Raw genomic sequence first — 4,156 nt, 5'->3', positions numbered from 1 at the left:
TGATGACCTGCATCTTGTTCTTCAGGCCCGCCACCACGTCGGCCTCGCCGTCCATCATGGCCTTGAAGCCGATCTTTGCCACATCGGCCGGGTCGGCCTTGGCATCCTGGTCGGAACCCACCTTGGTGTCGAGCATGCCGGCGCGCGCAAAAAATTCGGTGTCGGTCGGGCCGGGCATCAGGCAGGTCACCGTCACGCCCGTGTCCTTGAGCTCATTGCGCAGCGCGGCCGCAAACGAATCCACAAACGCCTTGGTGCCGTTGTAAACCGCCTGGAAACTGCCCGGCTGGAAGCCCGCGATCGAGCCCGTCACCAGGATGCGGCCCTGGCCCTGCACCACCATCTCCTTGGCCACCTTCTGCAGCAGGTAAATCGTGCCGGTGATGTTGGTGTCAATCACATGCTGCACGTCTTCAAAGTCCTGCGTCAAAAAGGCGCCGCCCAAGCCATGCCCGGCATTGGCCATCAGCAAGGCCACGGGCCGCCCATTGGTTGCGGCGTACAGCTCTTCCACGCCCTTGCGGCTGGCCAGCTCGGTCTGCACGGTGTCTACCTGCACGCCCATGCGGCGCGCTTCTTCGGCGGCGGCCTCCAGCGGCTGGTCAGCCGCCAGGATGAGGTCATGGCCCGCCTCGGCGGCGCACATGGCCAGGTAGTAACCAATACCCGAAGAAGCGCCCGTGACGATGGCGAGCGGGCGGATTGATGACGATTCCATGGTGAGTCTCCAGAAAAAGGTTGAACAAAACCAGGCTGCTGCGCCGCAAGGGGCGCACAACAGCCAGCACATAAAAACCATTCTGGAAACCGCCCCCACGCGCCGGTGTCAGACAACGCCTCGTACCCGGGCGCGACAAGGCGAAATACCGGGCGCTTGCTATCAATACAGTAGCTGCTTGCGCTCGCCACCATTGGGCTGGCGTCACTTTTCACCCTTCACCTTCGGGGCCATGGGCCTTTTGCGTGGCCGCCCGCACCTTGGGCGACAAGCGCATGCGGCGCCGTCCTGCACACGCGCATCAACCCGTGCCGCACAGTCAGGCCCTGCGGCACGGCATCGCCGCGTCGCCACACCGCCAAAGACCAAGAGCGCACGACAGAAAGCACAACACCATGGCCGCACCCCGCACCGAAACGCTCAGCCTGCAGGCCCAGGGCCTCAGCTTTAACGCCGTGGCCGCCGGGCCCGAAGATGGCCCGCTGGTCATCCTGCTGCACGGCTTTCCGGAAACGTCTTACGCCTGGCGCCACCAGATGGCGCCGCTGGCCGAAGCCGGCTTTCGCGTGCTGGCGCCAGACCAGCGCGGCTATGGCCGCTCAGCCAAACCCAGCGGCGTGCCGGCCTACCAGCTCAACGCCCTCGCGCTAGACATCATCAGCCTGGCCCAAGGCGTGGGCCGCCAGCAATTCAGCGTGGTCGGGCATGACTGGGGCGGCATCGTTGCCTGGCACCTGGCCATGCACCACGCCGTGCACATAGAGCGCGCCGCCATCCTCAACGCGCCGCACCCCGCGACGCTGCTGCGCTACTCCATGCGTAACCCGCTGCAGCTGTTCAGGAGCGCGTACGTCGGCCTGTTCCAGCTGCCCCTGGCGCCCGAGCTAATGCTKCGCGCCAACCAGTACCAGGCCCTGCGTTGGGCGCTGACCAGCACCAGCCGCCCCGGCACCTTCACGCCAGAAGACCTCGCCACCTACCGCGAAGCGTGGGCCGAAGCCGGCGCGCTGACAGGCATGCTGAACTGGTACCGCGCCCTGCTGCTGCCCACCGCCTCCAAGCCGCCGGCGCGCATCACCGTGCCCGTCAGGGTCCTCTGGGGCGACCGCGACAGCGCTCTGGAGCGCGGCCTGGCCGAAGAGGCCATCACCTGGTGCGACAAGGGCGAGGCCATTCACCTGCCCCGCGCCACGCACTGGCTGCACCACGAAGAAAGCGCGCAGGTCAACGCCATGCTGCTGGAGTTTTTAGAGGCCGGCAGCACCGGCAAGAAAAAGAAAGAGAAGAAAGCCAAAGCAGACGCAGAGGCCGAAGCAGAGGCGCACCCCAGCTAGGAATCAGCCGGCAGAGGTGTCTGAAAACTGCGCCTCAATCTTGTGCCCATCCAGGTCCCGCACAAAGCAGCCGTAATACTGAGGCCCATACAGAGGCCGCGGGCCCGGCGCGCCGTCGCCCTGCCCGCCCAGCTCCAACGCCTTGGCATAAAACGCATCCACCTGCGCTTTGGAAACGGCCAGAAAACCAAAGTGCGAGCCATTGCCCACATGCGCCTTGCCACCGTCATGCGGTAAGCCTACCCAGAACTCTGGATAAGCGCGGCCAAAAGCCACAGCACCGGGGTGCTCCATGATCACCTTGATCTCCATCGCACCCAGCACAGCGGTGTAGAACGCCTTGGCACGTGGGAAATCGTTCGTGCCGATGGAGACGTGGGACATGATGCTTTCGGGGAGGGATGGGGTGTTTGGCATGCGTTTAGTCCTTGTTGCTCGAGAAGAAAAGCTTAACCATCCCAAACGTCCCTGGCAATGAAGACCCTGTTCACCAAAACATATTCATACGGTATCGTTGATGCAAACAACAGGCGAGGGGGAAACGGATGGACCAGGATTTTATGAAGCGTGGTGACCGTGAGCGGCCATTCAGTCCGGCGCCAGAACAGCCGCTTCTGCGCTGGATTGCCTTCGTGTTCGTTCTTCTGGCGCTTGCTTACGCAGGCTATCGGGTGTGGGAGTCGCTAAGTGATCAGGGACTACCAGCGAAGACCAAGCAGGCAACGCCAACTAGCGCCCAACCTTCACCGCAACCCCAAACATCAGCACAGCCGCAACCAGTGGCGCCCGCGACTCCAGCACCGGGCACCCGCATCGTCACCAAGTGCGTGGTCAACGGTAAAACCATTTATAGCGACGACGCCTGCCCACAAGGCGCGGCAGGCGCGCAAGTCGTCACCAAGGCCGATCACRACCTGATGACTGGCCTATCGCCTTCGCAGATGGCGGCGGCGGATCGCATCCAGCCGGCCGCACCATCGCTGTCCACAATCGCTCCATCTGCCAACGCAACCCCCGACAAAAGAAGCGAATGTGTATTCATTGACGCAGAAATCAAACGTCTTGATGCGTTGGCAAGGCAGCCGCTAAACGGACATACACAGGATGAAATTACTCGCATCCGGAAAGAGCTCCGCGATCGTCAGTTTCGGATTCACTGCTAACACCTAGCCACGTGAATCCCTCCGATACCCAGGTAAAGCCCTGGGTTCAATTTCTTCGACAAGTAAATATGCTCTGCGTATGTCTACTCAACGCAAATCGAAACCGCTACCTGATTGGGGCGAAATGCCTAGGCATCCAGGCCTGTATCTGTCGCTATCGCACGGCAGAGACTTCCCACAGCAAGCAATGAAAACGGCTGGCTTCCCGGGTCCGAAGTTGGGCCCGCTCCACTACGTCAAAACGCTTTATGCCCAACAGGTTACTTTGCGATTCCTAAACCGCCGTGATGCTCAGCGCTTTTTTCCAAACACTTCATTGACCATCAATTCCCTTGAGGTAATTGAGGGAACCATTGTCTTTGGCAGCAAATGTTTTGGCGAGTGGGATGTTTGCTACATCGCGCCGGAGTTCTGCTTAAGCAAGACGTCTACCAAGCCATAGCGCCATCGTCTCTCCATTCAGGTCATTGCGCAACAAGCCCTACTCCGGCAAGATCGGCGCTCAGACTAAGAAGAAAGAGCGGAGATGGCAGTTTCCTTCACAAATATCTCGGTTGGTAGCTTCTGGACGAGGCCCGACTTAGCCGAGCTATGGGGCTACAGAGCATATCAAGCGCTAGCTAGAGGGGTGGTTACTCCGGCAGGTGCCGACCAGATCATCCTTTTTGTCACAGAGGAAAAGCAAACCTCGGCCACGAGCTACAAGGACATTCTCAAAGAAGACATCCTCGAATGGGAAGGGCCGAATGATCACTTCGCCGAAGGGCGCATGCTACGGGCCAGAGAAACCGGTGAGGCCATTCATCTCTTTCACCGCCAACGTCATCACTCCCCGTTTCAGTACAAAGGCGAGATCGTCGTTACAGACAAGAAACTCAAAACGAACGCTCCTAGCAAGTTCATTTTTGAAATCCTTGATCCACAGCGCGAAGCCTGGACAC

5 protein-coding genes are annotated in these 4,156 nt (G+C 60.4%); 3 read left to right on the top strand and 2 right to left on the bottom strand.

Going from position 1 to position 4,156, the window contains the following annotated elements; translation table 11 throughout:
• Nucleotides 1-718, bottom strand: a 718-nt coding sequence (locus AC1D0Z_RS16930) for an SDR family NAD(P)-dependent oxidoreductase (protein WP_477659383.1), incomplete at its 3' end; no start/stop codon positions are given.
• A gap of 395 nt (nt 719-1,113) precedes the next feature.
• Between AC1D0Z_RS16930 and AC1D0Z_RS16925 the strand changes: the two genes are divergently transcribed.
• Nucleotides 1,114-2,052 (top strand): alpha/beta fold hydrolase, encoded by a 939-nt coding sequence (locus tag AC1D0Z_RS16925; protein ID WP_477659382.1) that lies wholly within the window; start codon nt 1,114-1,116, stop codon nt 2,050-2,052.
• A 3-nt stretch (nt 2,053-2,055) separates the two neighbouring features.
• Here the strand turns inward: AC1D0Z_RS16925 and AC1D0Z_RS16920 are convergent, their stop codons facing one another.
• A complete protein-coding gene (locus AC1D0Z_RS16920; RefSeq protein WP_477659381.1) occupies nt 2,056-2,469 on the bottom strand; it encodes a VOC family protein in 414 nt (137 codons plus the stop codon).
• A gap of 128 nt (nt 2,470-2,597) precedes the next feature.
• Between AC1D0Z_RS16920 and AC1D0Z_RS16915 the strand changes: the two genes are divergently transcribed.
• Both AC1D0Z_RS16915 and AC1D0Z_RS16910 read left to right on the top strand, forming a co-directional pair.
• Nucleotides 2,598-3,215, top strand: a complete 618-nt coding sequence (locus AC1D0Z_RS16915) for a hypothetical protein (RefSeq protein ID WP_477659380.1) — start codon at nt 2,598-2,600, stop codon at nt 3,213-3,215.
• 526 nt (nt 3,216-3,741) lie between these two features.
• Nucleotides 3,742-4,156: hypothetical protein (locus AC1D0Z_RS16910; protein ID WP_477659379.1), on the top strand; the 415-nt coding region annotated here is incomplete at its 3' end.

This window comes from Polaromonas sp. P1_E3 (assembly GCF_056405935.1).
The sequence above is the reverse complement of the archived record's forward strand: the minus strand, read 5'-3'. Positions and strand labels throughout refer to the sequence as shown.

What these genes read in the sequence shown, in the direction of transcription:
- AC1D0Z_RS16920 (WP_477659381.1), bottom strand. Translation starts at nt 2,469, where the DNA reads ATGCCAAACACCCCATCCCTCCCCGAAAGCATCATGTCCCACGTCTCC.